The 17,746-nt window shown below is 37.3% G+C and carries 13 protein-coding genes; 6 read left to right on the top strand and 7 right to left on the bottom strand.

The window, feature by feature from the left end; translation table 11 throughout:
- The gene (locus OZP13_RS11265) at positions 1 to 1,839 is read right to left on the bottom strand and encodes a 2-oxoacid:acceptor oxidoreductase subunit alpha (RefSeq protein ID WP_281297198.1); all 1,839 of its coding nucleotides are present in this window, start codon (positions 1,837 to 1,839) and stop codon (positions 1 to 3) included.
- Positions 1,840 to 2,006: 167 nt separating this feature from the next.
- On the opposite strand from OZP13_RS11265, the gene OZP13_RS11260 reads away from it, so the two are divergent.
- From OZP13_RS11260 to yidC, 5 genes are all read left to right on the top strand, one after another.
- Positions 2,007 to 2,360 (top strand): 4Fe-4S dicluster domain-containing protein, encoded by a 354-nt coding sequence (locus tag OZP13_RS11260; RefSeq protein ID WP_269240249.1) that lies wholly within the window; start codon positions 2,007 to 2,009, stop codon positions 2,358 to 2,360.
- A 125-nt stretch (positions 2,361 to 2,485) separates the two neighbouring features.
- Positions 2,486 to 6,022, top strand: coding sequence for a pyruvate:ferredoxin (flavodoxin) oxidoreductase (gene nifJ, locus OZP13_RS11255; RefSeq protein WP_281297197.1), 3,537 nt, complete (start codon positions 2,486 to 2,488; stop codon positions 6,020 to 6,022).
- A gap of 427 nt (positions 6,023 to 6,449) precedes the next feature.
- On the top strand, positions 6,450 to 7,691 hold the full coding sequence (locus OZP13_RS11250) for a hypothetical protein (RefSeq protein WP_281297196.1): 1,242 nt from the start codon (positions 6,450 to 6,452) through the stop codon (positions 7,689 to 7,691).
- 493 nt (positions 7,692 to 8,184) lie between these two features.
- Positions 8,185 to 9,798, top strand: a complete 1,614-nt coding sequence (pyrG, locus tag OZP13_RS11245; protein ID WP_281297195.1) for a CTP synthase — start codon at positions 8,185 to 8,187, stop codon at positions 9,796 to 9,798.
- Positions 9,799 to 9,923: 125 nt separating this feature from the next.
- Positions 9,924 to 11,828, top strand: coding sequence for a membrane protein insertase YidC (gene yidC / locus OZP13_RS11240; protein ID WP_281297194.1), 1,905 nt, complete (start codon positions 9,924 to 9,926; stop codon positions 11,826 to 11,828).
- Positions 11,829 to 11,967: 139 nt separating this feature from the next.
- Here yidC and OZP13_RS11235 read toward each other — a convergent pair whose 3' ends face one another.
- The 5 genes from OZP13_RS11235 to OZP13_RS11215 all read right to left on the bottom strand — a co-directional run bounded on the left by OZP13_RS11235 (position 11,968) and on the right by OZP13_RS11215 (position 15,716).
- The gene (locus OZP13_RS11235) at positions 11,968 to 12,408 is read right to left on the bottom strand and encodes a hypothetical protein (protein ID WP_269240244.1); all 441 of its coding nucleotides are present in this window, start codon (positions 12,406 to 12,408) and stop codon (positions 11,968 to 11,970) included.
- Positions 12,409 to 12,499: 91 nt separating this feature from the next.
- A complete protein-coding gene (locus OZP13_RS11230) occupies positions 12,500 to 13,486 on the bottom strand; it encodes an aldo/keto reductase (RefSeq protein ID WP_281297193.1) in 987 nt (328 codons plus the stop codon).
- Positions 13,487 to 13,499: 13 nt separating this feature from the next.
- Positions 13,500 to 13,913, bottom strand: coding sequence for a hypothetical protein (locus OZP13_RS11225; protein ID WP_269240242.1), 414 nt, complete (start codon positions 13,911 to 13,913; stop codon positions 13,500 to 13,502).
- 17 nt (positions 13,914 to 13,930) lie between these two features.
- The gene (locus OZP13_RS11220; RefSeq protein WP_281297192.1) at positions 13,931 to 14,575 is read right to left on the bottom strand and encodes an SGNH/GDSL hydrolase family protein; all 645 of its coding nucleotides are present in this window, start codon (positions 14,573 to 14,575) and stop codon (positions 13,931 to 13,933) included.
- A 187-nt stretch (positions 14,576 to 14,762) separates the two neighbouring features.
- Entirely contained in the window at positions 14,763 to 15,716 is a 954-nt protein-coding gene (locus OZP13_RS11215; RefSeq protein ID WP_281297191.1) for a fasciclin domain-containing protein, read from the bottom strand.
- Positions 15,717 to 16,173: 457 nt separating this feature from the next.
- Between OZP13_RS11215 and OZP13_RS11210 the strand changes: the two genes are divergently transcribed.
- Entirely contained in the window at positions 16,174 to 16,584 is a 411-nt protein-coding gene (locus OZP13_RS11210; RefSeq protein WP_269240239.1) for an OsmC family protein, read from the top strand.
- Positions 16,585 to 16,651: 67 nt separating this feature from the next.
- On the opposite strand, the gene OZP13_RS11205 is transcribed toward OZP13_RS11210, so the two are convergent.
- Positions 16,652 to 17,668 (bottom strand): glutamine synthetase beta-grasp domain-containing protein, encoded by a 1,017-nt coding sequence (locus OZP13_RS11205; protein ID WP_281297190.1) that lies wholly within the window; start codon positions 17,666 to 17,668, stop codon positions 16,652 to 16,654.
- Between the last annotated feature and the right edge of the window lie 78 nt (positions 17,669 to 17,746).

Raw genomic sequence — 17,746 nt, 5'->3', positions numbered from 1 at the left:
TTATACTAGTTCTTTAAATTTCTGAATTAGGTCATCGTTGGCAAATGGCAATCCTTGAATTTTGTTGAATTGTAAAAATTCGAATGAACTGAACTTAATTTTTAATATACTGGAAAACTGGCCGCTGTTTAATTCGCAAACCACTATTTTTTTATATTTGGATAAAATTTCCTCGGTGTTTTTGGGCATTGGATTGATATAGTTGAAATGCGCATAACCAATGTTTTTATACCCTTCGTCATTGATTTGTTTCACCGCTGAATGCAAAGAACCATAAGTTCCTCCCCATCCAATGACCAATAAATCGCCTTCAGGGGCATATTCGGTTTCCAAGTCCGGAATGTTGAATTTAACTCTTTCTATTTTTGCTGCCCTGATATGGGTCATTTTTTCGTGATTGGAAGGGTCATAAGAAATATTGCCCGTAACAGCATCTTTTTCCAATCCACCAATTCGATGTTCCAATCCCGGAGTTCCCGGAACGGCCCAATTGCGAGCTAGCGAAGTTTCATCTCTATCATAAGGATGCCAATTTTCCTTGACTTCCGTAATCTTGTAGTTTTTGATTTCCGGCATATCGGCCACGGTTTGGATTTTCCAAGGCGCAGCACCGTTGGCAATGTATCCGTCCGTCAATAATATCACTGGTGTCATGTGTTCCAAGGCGAGTCGGGCAGCTTCGTAGGCAAAATTAAAACAATTGGCTGGCGTGCTGGCCGCGATGACAATCAATGGACTTTCGCCATTTCTTCCGTACATCGCTTGTAGTAAATCGGATTGTTCTGTTTTTGTCGGCAAACCTGTTGAAGGGCCACCGCGTTGCACATCAACAATGACTAAAGGCAATTCGGTCATTATGGCCAAGCCAATGGCTTCTCCTTTTAATGCCAATCCCGGGCCTGAAGTGGTCGTGATGGCCAAATCTCCTGCAAAAGCGGCTCCAATGGCCGATGTGACACCCGCAATTTCGTCTTCTGCCTGAAAGGCTTTTACGCCAAAATGTTTGTGTTTCACCAATTCGTGCAAAATATCGGTGGCTGGTGTTATGGGATACGAACCCAAGAACAATTCCAAGCCGGATTTTTCGGCTGCTGCCAAAAATCCCCAAGCAGTGGCAGTGTTTCCCATTATGATTCTATAAGTTCCGCTTTCCATTTTGGCTGGAGAAATGGTGTAGGAGTTGGGAATCAATTCCAAAGTTTCGGCATAATAATAGCCGGCATTCAATACTTTGGTATTGGCTTCTATTAAATGAGGTTTGGATTTGAATTTTGTATTGAAAAAATCAATGGTATGCTCGGTTGAACGATTATACATCCAATAAGCCATACCCAATGAAAACATGTTTTTACTTCTCGAAATCGTTTTCGTGTCTAAACCAGCAACATCCTTCAAAGCTTCTTTTGTGAGTGTTGTCATATCTACCTGAATCACCCTATAGTTTTCAAGACTTCCGTCTTCCAATGGATTCGAGGTGTATTCTGCTTTTTCCAGATTTTTTTTATTGAATGAATCGGTATCAACAATTAGAGTGTGACCTGGTTTTAAAGCGTATAAATTGGTTTTTAAGGCGGCAGGATTCATGGCGACCAATAAATCAACACTGTCACCAGGAGTGCTTACTTCAACGCTGCCTATGTGCACTTGAAATCCAGAAACTCCATATAAACTTCCTTGCGGAGCTCTAATTTCGGCGGGGTAATTGGGGAAAGTTGCGATGTCATTGCCAAACATTGCTGAAGTGTCGGAAAATTGGGTTCCCGTCAACTGCATTCCATCTCCTGAATCACCAACAAATCGGATGACAACAGCTTCAAGAACTTCAGGTTGAATTTTCATTTTTGTTGGCATCATGATTTAAAGGATTAGGTTTTTAAAACTGATTAAAATGCAATATTTAATGAGTCAAATATAATTTCACTAAATAAAATAAAATATGACTTATATCATATAAAAGTAATTAAAAGCCATTTAAATTTACATATAATTAATTAAAAATATTAAATATGGCTATTATTATAACTGACGAATGCATCAACTGCGATGCATGTATTTCGGAGTGCCCCAACAATGCAATTTACGAACCAGATACCAAATGGTCGTATGCTGAAGGGACTTCTTTAAAAGGAATGGTGAAAACACCCAAAGGAGTAGAAGTGGATGCAGATGCAGAAAATGATCCTATTTCGGATGAATTTTTCTACATTGTTTCTGACAAGTGTACGGAATGTAAAGGCTTCCACGATGAGCCACAATGTGCTTCCGTTTGTCCTGTGGATTGTTGTGTTCCTGACGGGAATCACAAAGAAACAGAAGACGAATTGCTACAGAAAAAAGCTTGGTTGTATAGCGAGAACTAATTCGGAAAAAGCCAAATTCCTGTGCAATGGATTTTGGCTTTTTTTAATCTTAAAAATTAATACTATCGGTGATTTGCGGATGGAATATAAGGAGCAGATTCAAGATAGTGACAATAACTAAAAAAATGAACACTAAGAAATTTAAAAAGTTAATTTGTGACGGTAACGAAGCGGTTGCCATTATTGCTCACAAGACCAATGAAGTCTGCGCCATTTATCCAATTACGCCATCATCGCCGATGGGGGAACATGCAGAACTTTACAGTTCCAAGGGTAAAAAAAATATTTGGGACAATGTTCCAAGAATTGTTGAATTGCAAAGCGAAGGTGGAGCAGCGGGAACTGTTCACGGATCATTGCAGGCAGGAGCGTTGACTTCGACATTTACGGCCTCGCAAGGGTTGTTGTTGATGATTCCCAACATGTATAAAATTGCGGGTGAATTATTGCCTTGCGTTATACACGTTGCCGCCAGAACGGTTGCCACGCATGCACTGTCCATTTTTGGTGACCATTCCGACGTGATGGCTTGCCGACAAACCGGATTTTCGATGTTGTTTGGCGGTTCTGTTCAAGAAGCCCATGACTTTGCCTTGATTTCCCAAGTGGCCACATTAAAAACGAGAGTGCCATTTTTGAATATTTTTGACGGTTTCAGAACTTCACACGAAATTTCGAAAATCGACGGTATTCCAGACGAAATCATCAGGGCAATGATGCCGGAGGACAAAGTGATGGAACACCGCAAAAGATCATTGGATCCAGATAATCCAGTATTAAGAGGAACTACCCAAAATCCTGACGTATTCTTCCAAGCCAGGGAAGCTTGTAACTTATTTTACGACAAAGTTCCAGCCATAGTTCAAGAAACAATGGACGAATTCTACGAACACACTGGTCGTAGATATAATTTGTTCGATTATATAGGTCACCCAGAAGCCGAGAGAGTCATCATTATTATGGGTTCTGCTGAAGGGCCTGTAAAAGAAGCTCTTGACGTTATGCTTGCCGAAGGAGAAAAAGTGGGAGTGATATTGGTTCGTTTATTTAACCCGTTCTCAATTGCAGCTTTTGTTGATTCTTTACCAAAAACTGTCCAAAAATTAGCCGTTTTGGATAGAACCAAAGAACCAGGAAGCGTTGGAGATCCTCTTTATTTGGAAGTTGTAGCCGCATTGGTGGAAAGTGGAATCGAATTGCCGGTTATTGTTGCCGGTCGTTACGGATTGTCATCCAAAGAGTTTACACCAGCAATGGTAAAAGGAATTTATGACGAATTGTTGAACAAAAAACCTAAAAACCACTTCACCATTGGTATCAACGATGACGTGACTTTCAGAAGTTTGTATTACGACAACACATTCGATACGAAAGCAACTACCATAAATTGTATGTTCTACGGTTTGGGTTCTGATGGTACCGTTGGTGCAAATAAAAACTCCATCAAAATCATTGGAGAAACCACTGATAATTATGTTCAAGGTTATTTCGTGTATGACTCCAAAAAAGCGGGAGCACAAACTATTTCGCATTTGCGTTTCGGACCAGACCCAATCAATTCCAATTATTTGGTTGACAAAGCCGATTTTATTGCCAGTCATAAATTTAATTTTATCGAGAAATTCAATATGACTGCCGACTTGAAACAGGGCGGTACTTTCTTGCTGAATTCCCCTTATTCCAAAGACGAAATTTGGGACAGGTTGCCTGTTCAAATTCAACAAGGAATCATCGAAAAAGAAGCCAAGTTCTATGTGATTGATGCCACCAAAGTTGCCTTTGAAGCCAGTTTAGGAAAAAGAGCCAATACCATTTTGCAAACTTGTTTCTTCGCTATTTCAGGAATTTTGCCTAAAGAAGAAGCTATTCAAAAAATTAAAGATGCCATCGTTAAATCCTACTCCCACAAAGGAGAAAAAGTGGTGAAAATGAACTTTAATGCGGTGGATAAAGCATTGGAAAATTTACATCAAGTGGAGTATCCAAAAGTGGCATCCAGTTCAAAACAATTGGCATCGGCAATGAAAGATGCACCTGATGGTTTTGTTACCGAAGTTTTGGAAAAAATATTGGGTGGTTTTGGAGACGAACTTCCAGTAAGTGCCTTCACGGTGGATGGAACTTTCCCGACAGGAACTTCCCAATTCGAAAAAAGCGGAATTGCCGATTTTATTCCGGTTTGGGACGACGAAAATTTATGTACCCAATGTAATAAGTGTGTTGCCATTTGTCCTCACGCAGCCATTCGTTCTAAAGTGGTTTCCAACGAAGATTTGGCTAGTTTCCCAACTTCTTTAAAAAGCGTTCCAGCCATTGGACGACCTTTCTCCAAAGAAAATGAATCCTATGTTTTACAAGTTTCGCCAGAAGATTGTACTGGTTGTGACCTTTGCGTGGTGGTTTGTCCAGCGGTAAGCAAAGAGAAAGAAAACTTCAAGGCCATCAACATGCACAAGAAAATCGAGGTGGATGTGGAAGAAAACGTGAATTGGGATCATTTTGTTGAATTGCCTTATTATGATCGTACCGCTTTGCAAATATCAAACGTGAAAGGAGCACAATTCTTGGAACCATTATTCGAATTCTCGGGAGCTTGCTCCGGTTGTGGAGAAACACCTTATATCAAGTTGATTACACAATTGTATGGCGACAGCATGATGATTGCCAACGCAACAGGATGTTCTTCTATTTATGGTGGAAACTTGCCGACAACTCCTTATAAAACCAATGAATTTGGTAGAGGACCAGCTTGGGCCAACTCCCTTTTTGAAGACAATGCCGAGTTTGGTTTGGGAATGAAACTAGGTTTGACCAAAAAACAAGAAATTGCCGTTGACCTATTAAAAACATTGGAACCGGTAATTGGAAGTGAATTGGTACAAGCCATTATCAACAATACAGAAGAAAATGAAATTCTGAAAAAAGAAAAATTTGCCCAAATTGCAGCACTTCAAGAAATATTGGATGGACTTCCAAACAATGAAGATGCCAAAAAATTAAGCCAATTAACCGAATATTTACGCAAGAAAGCGGTTTGGATCTTTGGTGGAGACGGTTGGGCTTACGACATCGGATACGGTGGTGTGGATCACGTTTTATCTACCGGTGAAGACATCAATATTTTGGTAATGGACACCGAGGTGTATTCCAACACCGGTGGACAGGCATCCAAATCAACTCCTCTGGGAGCCAGTGCCAAGTTTACCATTGGTGGCAAGAAAACCAGCAAAAAAAGTATGGCATTGCAAGCGATCTCTTATGGAAATGTTTATGTAGCCCAAATAGCCATGGGAGCCAAAGATTTGCAATCCTTGAAAGCCATTCAAGAAGCGGCTGCTTATCCTGGACCATCCTTGATTATTGCTTATTCTCATTGCGGTGAACACGGTTATGAATTGAAAAACGCTATTTCGCAACAAGAAAAAGCCATCGATTCCGGTTATTGGCCACTCTTTAGATTTGACCCTTCACAACCGAAAGGAAAAAAATTCAAATTGGATTCCAAAGAGCCAAGCATTCCTTTGAGCGACTTTATGTATAACGAAGCCCGTTTTACCAGAGTAGTCAAAGAAAATCCTGAATTGGGAGCCACATTGTTAACTCAAGCCCAAGAAGAAGTACATACTAAATGGGAAAGATTGGAATTGTACAGAGACATGTAATTTAAAACTGCATTAAAATTAGTTTAGTTGAAAGACCTACTCGGGATTTAAAATCTTGGGTAGGTTTTTTTATGAATTTTAAGTACAAAAAGAAAAAAAATGAAAAAAAGTTGTGCCAAATGAGGGAAACCGTAAAGAATATCATTTTAGGCAATGTAATTTTGAAACTGAAATTATTTTCTTTTAACCCAAATTACGCATTAGAAAAATAAAAACACCTAACTGTTTGTTTATTAGTGTATTTATTTTTTGCAACTTTTTGTTACATAATTATAATTGTTTCAAAAACAGAACATTGCATTTCGATAAAATCTCTAATGCGTAATTTGGGTTTAAAAAATAATTAGACAGGTATTAAATAGAATTTTTAATTTTTCCTTTAAAGCATCTCAATTTTTGAGATACTTATTAAATCACACCTTTTTATATGAAGAATTTACTTAAATTATTTTTTTTACTTTTTTTTACAATTTCTTATGGTCAGTCAAAATTTTACAATTACAATTTTTATGAAGGTAAAAATTATCTTTTTACAATGAATCAAAGTAATGACTTGATGTTAAATTTCATCCGCTACATTGGTGGTAGTATTAATGATAGTTCTTTGTCAAAAAAGGAAGAAAAATTATATTCTACTGGATTGGTTTTGTTTACTGCTCTAGTAGGTCAGGCTATAACACATGAGGAAGGGCACCGTTCCGTTTTATCCGAACTTGGGATTGGTAGTATAAGTGAACCAATTTTTGATAAGCATTTAGTTGCAAAAGTTACGGGAGTAACTGATGAGACTTTGATGAATTTGCGGGATAATGATTTGCCAAATTACATACGGCTTCACACTGCTGGATTAGAATCTGATTTTGCTTATTTAAGAAAATCAGATGCTTATTTTAATTTTAATGAAGAAAAACACTCGGTTTTGTATCCTGATTATTTAATGCGAAAACTAGGAACTCAATTTTACTATCTTACTAATTTATTCTCGATGAAATCCGGAATTAAAGAGAGTGAAGATCCAGAATTAAAACGTGACATAGTTGGTCACGATTTGTACGGGATGATACGTCATTTGCACAGACCTACAATGGAATTCTATCGTTATACGGAAAGAAATGATTTAACCGCTGAAGAAAAGTCGTATGCCAATCGAATGGCTTATATGTCATTTCTTAATACTCTCAATCCAAATATATGGAAAGAAGGTAATTATACTCTTTCTAAAGATTTAAAAGCAAATTTTTCCGTAAATTATTCATTGGCTCCTTTTGGTGATTTTGTGGAACAAAATGCTTATTTAACCATAAAAGATAAATATAAAATAAACCCTTACTTTAGGCAATATTTCAATAAGAGTTATACTTTCTTGGCAGGAGGTGTCAATCTACACAATTACGTATTTCATAATGATAAATTTTTACTGAATTCATCAATGGATTTTTGGAATCAGCCAAAAAATCTTGAGTTCAGAAATAAAGAAGCAGTGTTTGGTTTTGGCTTAAAATCAGAGTTAGCTCTCCGGTTTTCCAGTTGGAAAAGCAATACAAAATCGGCTTATTTCAATATTGGTGCAGCTTATAAAACTGATGGATTCATTCCTGAAGCGCCTTCTCTTAAAGAAGATTTTAGAATTCTTATGGGTATAGTTTTGTCAATAAAGAATAGTTATTAAAAAACCATTTGAATTAGTACTCTAAACTTTTTTCTAAAATTTAATAAAGATAATTGAAAAGTTTTTTGGTTTTAACTTCCGTGCAAGTTTGTTGCACGGAACTATTTTTAATTTGTAAAAACAAAGAAAAAATCACTTCATTTCTAGTTTAAATAATCAAATTATACCTGCTGTGCGAAGTCTACCGACTTCGTACCCATTGCTATATGCCGTTACAACTTTTTAAACTTATTTTAGAACTTGTTTTTATTGATTGTGTTTACTGCCTACCGGAACGGGTACGAAGTCGGGAGACTTCGCACAGCATTAGGTGTAAATCTTGGGTAGGTTTTTTATTTTTAACCAAAAAAAGGAGTACCAATTCCACTTGCCAATAAAATCAAAATTATCTCAATTCCAAATTAGTTTTTTCTCGATTTATAATTGTATTTTTGCATCGTTTTTGCAAACCTGCTTTGCTGGACTATTTACCAAACACAACAACTACAATAGAATGAATCAAACAAAATATATTTTTGTTACAGGCGGAGTAACGTCTTCTTTGGGGAAGGGAATTATTGCAGCTTCATTGGCAAAATTATTACAGGGAAGAGGATACAGAACAACAATCCAAAAGTTTGACCCGTATCTTAACGTTGATCCGGGAACATTAAATCCTTACGAACACGGCGAATGTTACGTGACCGATGATGGTGCCGAAACCGATTTGGATTTGGGACATTACGAGCGTTTCTTGAACGTTCCCACTTCCCAGGCGAATAATGTTACCACGGGAAGAATTTACCTTTCGGTTATCGAAAAAGAACGAAGAGGCGAATTCCTTGGAAAAACGGTTCAAGTTGTACCTCATATTACCAACGAAATCAAGGAAAGAATGCAATTGCTGGGGAAATCTGGTGATTTTGACATCGTGATTACCGAAATTGGAGGGACCGTGGGTGACATCGAATCGTTGCCTTACATCGAATCGGTTCGTCAATTGGTTTGGGATTTGGGCGAAAACAACGCCATCGTTATTCACCTGACCTTGATTCCTTATTTGGCCGCAGCCGGAGAATTAAAAACAAAACCAACCCAGCATTCCGTTAAAACCTTGATGGAAAGCGGTATCAAAGCCGATATCTTGGTTTGTAGAACGGAACATGAAATCTCGGATGAAATCCGCAATAAATTGGCCTTGTTTTGCAATGTGAAAAGAGAAGCCGTAATCCAATCCATCGATGCTTCAACCATTTATGAAGTGCCCAATTTGATGTTGGAAGAAGGTCTTGACGTTGTGGCCTTGAAAAAACTGGATTTGCCTAAAAAAGCAGCTCCAGATTTGAAACATTGGAACACTTTTTTGAGAAGATTGAAAAGCCCAAAACACACCGTAAACATCGGTTTGATTGGGAAATATGTAGAAATGCAGGATTGCTACAAATCTATTTTGGAAGCTTTTATCCACGCAGGTGCTGCCAATGAAACCAAAGTAAACGTGATTTCCATCCATTCGGAATATATAGACACTGAAAATATTAAAGAAAAACTGCAAAGTTTGGACGGAATTCTTGTGGCTCCAGGTTTTGGAGAAAGAGGAATCGAAGGAAAAATTGAAGCGATTCATTATGCCCGTGAAAATAAAATACCATTTTTAGGAATTTGTTTGGGTATGCAAATGGCAACTATCGAATACTCCAGAAATGTCTTGGGTTATGCCGATGCCAATTCGACCGAAATGAATCCTGATACCAAACATCCTGTTGTTAACTTGATGGAAGACCAAAAAACAGTTACCGACAAAGGAGGAACAATGCGTTTGGGAGCATGGAAATGCGAAATAAAACCAGACACTTTGGCTCATAGAATATACGGAAAAACGACAATTTCCGAGCGTCATCGTCACCGTTATGAATTCAACAGCCATTATTTGGCCGAATTGGAAAAAGCGGGATTGAAAGCATCTGGAGTGAATCCAGAAACCGGTTTGGTCGAAATAGTGGAATTGGAAGATCATCTTTTTTTCATTGGTGTACAATACCACCCAGAATACAAGAGTACCGTGGAAAACCCACATCCACTTTTCGTGAATTTTGTGGCCGCTACCGTGAAAGCAAAGAAAAAATAGTTGGCAGTTTTCAGTTAGCAGAATTCAGTTTGATAGAACTAATAAAAAAAGAATAATAAATAAACACATTCAAGACTCGGCTCTCTTTCCTTTGGAGAGGGTCGGGGAGAGGAAAAAAAATTAAAATGGAAGAAAAAAAATTAGACCTCAATTCGATTATTGGTTTCGTATTGATTTTTGGAATCTTGATTTGGATAATGTACCAAAACAAACCTTCTGAGGCGACAATTGCAGCCGACAAAGCCAAGAAAGAACAACTTGCCAAGGCATCAGCAACTAAAGCCAAGGTATTGGAGGCGAAAATCCTGGCAACTCCTACGGCTGTAGTAGCAGGAGATTCAACCCAATTGGTTAAGTTGCAAAAAACATTAGGCGGTTTTGCTTATTCTGCATCTCTTCCATCTGCAAAAAATGATTTTACCACCATCGAAAATGAAGTGGTAAAACTGAAAATCGCCAATAAAGGAGGTTATATTGTAGAAGCCACCTTGAAAAATTTCGAAAAATTCAAGAAAGGTTCCGGGCAATTGGTAGAATTGATTAAAGACAACAATACCAACTTGAATGTGCAATTGCATACAAGCGACAATCGTACTTTAAACACCAAAGACCTGTATTTTGAACCAACTTTGACTAAAGTTGGAGAAGACCAAATCCTTTCGATGAAATTGAAGGCTGGTGCCAACGAGTTTTTGGAATACAAATACATTTTGAAGCCAAACGACTATATGATTGGTTTTGACCTTCGTTCGCAAGGGTTGAACAAAGTTTTGAATACTGCCAAACCATTGGATATGGAATGGAGTATGAAAACGTATCGAAACGAGAAAAGTATTGCTTACGAAAACCGTTATACTGAAGTTTATTTTGAACACGAAGAAGGTAAAATTGATTACGTAGGTCAAGGACAAGACAAGAAAGAAGACTCCGAAAAAGCCACTTATGTTGCATTCAAACAACACTTTTTTACCTCAATTCTTTTGACAAACAAGCCTTTTGGATCTGCTAAACTGCAATCCAATAATTTGGTTAACGACGAGGCAATCGACACTACTTTTACAAAACAATTCAAGGCCAATATTCCGTTGGCATTCGATAACGGAGAATTGGATTATAAAATGAGTTGGTATTTTGGCCCAACGGATTACAAGATATTAAAATCCTATGACAAGAATTTGGAGAAAGTGATTTCTCTGGGTTGGGGAATTTTCGGATGGATCAATAAATTTATTTTTATTCCATTGTTTGGATTCTTGAGTTCTTATATATCTTATGGAATTGCGATAATCATTTTTACTATTTTGATTAAAATCGCCATGTCGCCTATTACGTTTAAATCATTCTTGTCGCAAGCCAAGATGAAAGTGTTGCGACCAGAAATTACCGAATTGGGTGAAAAATTCAAGAAAGACCCAATGAAGAAACAACAGGAAACGATGAAGTTGTACAACAAAGCCGGCGTAAATCCAATGGCAGGTTGTATTCCGGCCTTGATACAAATCCCGTTCATGTATGCTTCGTTCCAGTTTTTCCCGTCGGCTTTCGAGTTGAGACAAAAAAGCTTCCTTTGGGCAGACGATTTATCTTCGTTTGATGAGGTAATCAAATTGCCTTTCCATGTTCCTTTGTACGGAGACCACATTAGTTTGTTTCCGGTACTTGCTTCGATAGCTATTTTCTTCTACATGAAAATGACTTCTGGTGACCAACAAATGGCAGCTCCGCAACAAGACGGAATGCCGGATATGGCCAAGATGATGAAAATGATGATTTATATTTCACCAATTATGATGTTGTTCTTTTTCAATAGTTATGGTGCAGGATTGAGTTTGTACAACTTTATTTCCAACTTGATTACCATTGGCATCATGATTGTCATCAAAAGATATTTCATCGACAGCGACAAGATTCACGCCCAAATTCAAGAAAACAAATTGAAAGAGCCTAAAAAGCAAGGCAAGTTCCAACAAAAATTGCAACAAGTAATGGAGCAAGCCGAAGCTGAAAAAGCTAAAAGCAAAAAGAAATAATTTTAAAAAAAAACTCCCAGAAATGGGAGTTTTTTTTTGACTATAATTTATTTTGTTACATCGAGCGCAGTCGAGATGCTGGGTGTGTGAGATATTTTGAAAGAATTATAAATATATTGTGCTTGATGGATTAACACAATTATTTCCTCTTGATCCATTCATAATTCACGATTGCAAGACCGTAGAAAATAGAGTCGGCAGATATTTTTCCGAGAATGATTCCCGTAAAATAATTGTCAGTCAATAGTGGCATCCAATACATGCAAAACGGACGGATGAAAAAGAAATCCAAAACGGCGGGATAACCAAATTCCAGAAATAAATTTCGCAATAAAAGCAGCAATTCTCTTAAGGAAGTATCACTGTCCAGAGATTTATTGGCTTCCACCAATTTTTTGTAAGCCATAAACACGATAACCCCATAAAAGGCAAAGTATTCGGAGAAAGTGATGAGGTAGGCTGTCGTTAGCCCATCAAAAATCCGGCTAAATTGAGAACTGGCTACCGCAGCACTGGTAGCGGCCAATTCGGCATATTTATACCGGTCAAACCATTCCTTGAAATTGGATTTGTTGAACATTATGAGTTTTTTAAAAAATTGCCGCAGATTCGCAGATTTTAAATCAGTGTAAAAACCTGCGAATCTGCGGTTAAAAATTTTCCTCAATTCATTACCACAATTGGTGCACTTCCGGCTTGATGTATTTTTCGTAAATGGCATTCATTGCCGCAATTTTCTCAGGAGTTAATTTTGGTAAATCATAAACCGACAAATTCGATTGAACGTGAGCAGTTTTAGAAGCTCCCGGAATAATACAGCTGATTTCATTGAAACTCAATATCCATTGCAAGGCTATTGGAGCTAAATTGGTGGCTTCGGGAAACAAGGCTTTCAATTCCTCAACGGCTTTCAAACCCAATTCATAATTAATTCCCGAGAAAGTTTCCCCTTTGTCGAATGCTGCTCCTTCTCGGTTGAAATTTCGGTGGTCTTGGGCTCCAAAAGTAGTTTTGGAATCGAATAATCCAGTCAAAAGTCCGCTCGCCAAAGGCACTCTGGCAATAATACCGATGTCTTTTTTTTGAGCTTCCTTGAAAAACAATTCCGATGGTCGTTGACGGAACAAGTTGAAAATGATTTGAACCGTTGTCACGTTTGGATATTCAATGGCTTTCAGTCCTTCTTCCACTTTTTCGACGCTGACGCCCAAGTTTTGGATTTTACCTTGCTCTTTCAAACGGTCAAACAATTCGAAGATTTCGGGACGGTAATACACCTCGGTTGGCGGGCAATGCAGTTGAATTAAATCCAGGGTTTCGAGCCCGGTTCTTTTCAAACTGTCTTCCACGAATTTTTGTAAAACCTTCGGTTGATAACCGTCATTCACGTGCGGATTGATGTGGCGACCACATTTGGTGGCGACAAAAATACGTTCGGAACGGGAACGAACGACTCTTCCAACGGCTGTTTCGCTTAAACCATTTTCATACACATCGGCAGTGTCAATAAAATTCACGCCGTTGTCGATTGCGGTATTAATCAATTCGTCTGCGGTTTTATCATTGAATGGCGAACCCCATTTTCCGCCCACTTGCCAAGTTCCCAATGCTATTTCCGAGATATTGAAATTGGTTTTACCTAATTTTCTATAGTTCATATTTTGTTGTTTTTTACTTTATTTTTTTTCTAACCATTATGAATTGTTCTTGTTTTCCTATTAACAAATGCATATAAATTGTGTCCTTAGAATATTTGGTTACTTTGTAAACATCTGGAAACATAAAGAAAAGATCGTTTTCTACGTAATAATCCCAATCTTTAGATTTTTTTTCAATTCCCTCGATATTAATATTGCCATATTTACCTTTGATATTTTCGTTATCTGAATAGAAAGCATCACTTGTTTTATTTTTATTAAAAATCATTTGTATTCCAAAATAATTGAAATTTCCTAAAGAGTCTTTTGCTTTTCTTGCCCAAAATGTATTTTGTGAGTCGTCAATTAAATTTTTTTCAAATGGATTCTGCTTTTCGCAAGACGACAAAACTAATATAAGAATTAAAATTGAAACAATTTTTTTCATAATATTTATTGTTGTTTTTATTGGTTTGATAAAATTTCATTTATAGCTTTCTCCACAATCGGTGCCATCACTTCATATCCTGCTTTATTCGGATGAACTCCATCATCGGCATAAGCTGCTTTCAATCCTTTTCGTTCATCCACCATGGCTGAATAATAATCCAAATATAGAATTTCATTTTCATCGGCATATTTTTTTAGCATCGTATTGAATGTCTCAATTTTTTCGGCAGGAAAAGAACCTGTTTTCCAAGGGAAATCATAAGCTGGCAAAAGCGAGCACAGAATCATTTTGATATTGTTGGCTTTGGCCAGTTCTGCCATTGAAATAATATTGTTTAGTATCATTTCCAATGTTGAAGGGCCAGTGTTTCCGGCAATATCATTGGCGCCAGCCAATAAGACCACAATCGATGGTTGCAAGTCAATCACGTCGGCTCTAAATCGAATTAGTATTTGGGGCGTGGTTTGTCCGCTAATGCCACGGTTAATATATGGTTTTCCAACAAAAAACTCGGGACAAAGTGCAGACCAAAACTCGGTTATGGAATCTCCCATAAACACGATTCTTTTTTGTCCAGATTCCAAAATTGGAAGATTGGCGTTTTCCTTTTTGTATTTTTTCAAATAGGACCAGTCCTGCATTTGTAATTTGTTTGGCATATAGTAAAGTGACTTTTGTGTTTAGGGTAATTGCTGATGAGGCCGTGAACAAAAATAAGGATTTCGTCCAGAATTATCTATTAATTGTTCTGTTGAATTGTATCGTGTTTTAGTTGAAATAAAAAATCCGCCTCAAATTATGAGACGGATTAGTGTTGAATTATATAGTAGTTAAAAAATGGCTCTTTTATAAGGTTGGCAGCAATACTTTGTTGAGCACGTGAATAACACCGTTGGAGCATTGTACATCGGTAGCAACAATTGTTGAAATTCGATTGTTGACATCCTTGATTTTTGCACCACCAGCAAGTTGCACAGTGAATTTTTGCGGTGTTTGTAAAGTGCTTACCATTTGTCCTTCAGTCAAACTTGCGGCCAAGATGTTGCCACTTACGACGTGATATTGCAGTACTTTGGTCAAGTTGGCGCTTGAAACTCCAGCGATTCCTCCAGGAGCTAATTCGGTGTTGAATGCCGTAAAAGCATCGTTGGTGGGGGCGAAAACCGTAAATGGTCCAGTTCCTGAAAGGATACTTACGAAGTCAGGTTGTCCTGCTTTTGTCAATGCACCGACTAAAGAAGTAAAGTTTGAATTTGCAGTGGCGTGCGTAACAATGGTAGGCAAATTTATTACGGCGTCAACAACATGTACAACACCATTGGTTGCCATTACATCTGCGATAGATACTTTTGAAACTCCATTCAATTTTACTCCAGACGTGAGATCAACATACATACTCATTGTGTTTGTACCTGATGTGGCACTTTTGGCTAAAGTTTTTATGTAACCTGTGCTTAAATCTGTAGATTTTACTTTTCCGCTCACGACATGGTTTAGTAAAATTTGTGTCAAAGTCTCCTTGGGAACATCGTTTATGGTTGCATAAGGAGTGGTTTTCAAAAAGGCAGTGAAAGCTGCGTCGGTTGGTGCAAATACCGTAAATGGTCCAACTCCTTGCAGCGTATTTGCTAAATCTGCTTTTACCAAAGCTTGAACAAGAATTGTCAAGTTCGGATTGGTTTTGGCAATTCCGGTAATGGTGTTGTCTGCAGGCATATCATCATCGTTATCACAAGAAATCGTGAAAGATGTTAATGCGATAATTGCAATTGCAATTTTTAGTTTAGATAAAATTTTCATAATTTTTTTATTTTAGTGGTTAATTGTTTTGTTCAAAATTATTTAAAAAAGATTAAACAAAATTTAAATTATAAAAATATTAACTATTGTTTGATTGTATTTTTAACGAATTAAAGTACTGTAGTTTAGTATATTGGATATTTTGTTTGAAAATATGCCAAAGAGATTAAACAATTGTATGTTGGTTGAATTGCTCATGTTTTGTCTGGATTTATTTAGTATTTATTGAATATAGTAGGAGTGTTTTTTAATCAAATTATTTATCCTTGCCGAATCATTATGGGTTAAACTTTTTTTTAAAATTTTTTAAAATAAGGATTTCGTCCAGTGTTACCTATTAATCATGCTGCCGAAAAGCATTGGTTGAATTTTATTTTAAATTTTAGTTAAATGATGAAAAGTCTTAAAATATTGGAATTTAATTGGTTAAATTTGAGTGAACATTAAAAAATTAATCATGAAAAGAAATGCTACCGCAGTTTGGAAAGGTTCGCTTAAAGAAGGAGCCGGCCATTTGACCACCCAAAGTGGAATTTTACAAAACACGCAATATTCATTCAAATCCCGTTTTGAAGAGGGGATAGGTACCAATCCGGAAGAATTGGTTGCCGCGGCACATTCCGGCTGTTTTACGATGCAGCTTTCGGCCTACATCACCGAAGGCGGTTTCGAGATTGAAAGCATCGAAACCAAATGCGACATTAATTTATTGGAAGGAAGAATTGTAAGTTCGCACCTAACGGTAAGTGCCAAAATTAAAGGGATTTCAAACGAAACTTTTCAAGAATTGGTAAGCAAAGCGGAGGAGAATTGCCCTATTTCTAAATTATTCGATACAGAGATTAGTACTGAAGCCAGTTTGGTTTAGAACTTTATAGTTATAAAAAAAGTGCTTTCATTTCTGAAAGCACTTTTTAGTTATAATGGGATAAGAATTACAAAGCTGATTTTACAGTTTTGATGATTCTTGCAGCAATTTTGTATGGATCACCATTAGATGCTGGTCTTCTGTCTTCCAAATATCCTTTCCAACCATGTTGTACGGTATATAATGGAATTCTGATTGAAGCTCCTCTATCAGATACTCCGTAAGAGAAATCGTGGATAGATGCAGTTTCGTGTTTACCAGTCAAACGTTGCTCGTTATAAGCTCCGTAAACTGCGATGTGCTCTTCAACAACTGGACGGAAAGCTTCACAGATTTTGTCATAGGTTGCTTTGTCTCCACATGTTCTTAACACTTCGTTAGAGAAGTTGGCGTGCATACCTGAACCATTCCAGTCAGTATCTCCTAGTGGTTTTGGATGGTATTCAATATAGTAACCGTATTTTTCAGTCAAACGGTCTAACAAATATCTAGCAACCCAGATTTCGTCACCCGCTTTTTTTGCTCCTTTTGCAAACAATTGGAATTCCCATTGTCCACAAGCCACTTCTTGATTGATTCCTTCAAAGTTAAGTCCAGCAGCGATACATAAATCTGCATGCTCTTCTACCAATTTTCTTCCGTGTGTGTTTTTTCCACCTACTGAACAGTAGTACATACCTTGTGGTGCAGGGTATCCACCAACCGGGAATCCTAATGGCAATAAAGTTTTAGTATCCATGATGAAATATTCTTGTTCGAAACCAAACCAGAAATCATCGTTGTCATCATCAATGGTAGCTCTACCGTTTGAAGGGTGTGGTTTTCCGTCAGCAAACATAACTTCAGACATTACCAAGTATCCGTTGATACGAGTTGGATCTGGATAGATTGCCACCGGCACTAATAAACAGTCAGACGAACCACCTTCTGCTTGTTTTGTTGAAGAACCGTCAAAAGACCAATTTCCAATTTCAGCCAATGTTCCTTGAAAATTTTCGTGTTCTTCTACTTTGGTTTTACTTCTAAGATTTTGAGTTGGCTCATAACCGTCTAACCAAAGGTACTCTAATTTAATTTTTGCCATGATATAAAATATATAAATTAATTTTTTTTCGATATTTAAGTGCAAATATATATTAAATTAACATTGGGTGAAAATGGA

The organism is Flavobacterium limnophilum, assembly GCF_027111315.2.
In the GTDB taxonomy this organism is placed as follows: domain Bacteria; phylum Bacteroidota; class Bacteroidia; order Flavobacteriales; family Flavobacteriaceae; genus Flavobacterium; species Flavobacterium limnophilum.
The sequence above is the reverse complement of the archived record's forward strand: the minus strand, read 5'-3'. Positions and strand labels throughout refer to the sequence as shown.